The organism is Onishia taeanensis (genome assembly GCF_013349955.1).
Taxonomy (GTDB): domain Bacteria; phylum Pseudomonadota; class Gammaproteobacteria; order Pseudomonadales; family Halomonadaceae; genus Onishia; species Onishia taeanensis_B.
The window spans coordinates 1-434 of sequence record NZ_JABVXC010000064.1 but is presented as its reverse complement, the minus strand read 5'-3'; the positions used below and the strand labels follow the sequence as shown (position 1 = coordinate 434).

Genomic DNA, 434 nt, shown 5'->3' with positions numbered 1-434 from the left:
GCCCAGGAGGCGCTGATCCGCCAGATCTCGGATGAGGTCGCCGAGCTGACCCACAAGTATCACGGCCTCTTGTGGGGCGAGCACGGCAAGGGCGTGCGTTCCGAATACGCCCCCAAATTCTTCGGCGAGCTCTATCCGAGCCTGCAACGGCTGAAGGCCGCCTTCGATCCGTATAACCAGCTCAATCCGGGCAAGATCGCCACCCCTCTCGCGGCAGAAGACGCTGAAGAGAACGAGGCGGGCGACGGCGAGCAGACGGTAAAATGGGTCGACCCGGGGCTGCTGGCCATCGACGAGGTGCCGACCCGGGGCCAGTACGACCGCCAGATCGACGAACGGGTCTGGCAGTCCCACGCAGCGGCGGTCTACTGCAACGGCAATGGCGCCTGCTACAACTACGATCCCGATGACGCCATGTGTCCCTCATGGAAGGC

At 64.3% G+C, this 434-nt stretch carries 1 protein-coding gene; it reads left to right on the top strand.

Features of this window, described 5'->3' with window-relative positions; translation table 11 throughout:
* Positions 1-434, top strand: a 434-nt coding sequence (locus HUS66_RS17480) for an FAD-linked oxidase C-terminal domain-containing protein (protein ID WP_302675527.1), incomplete at both ends; no start/stop codon positions are given.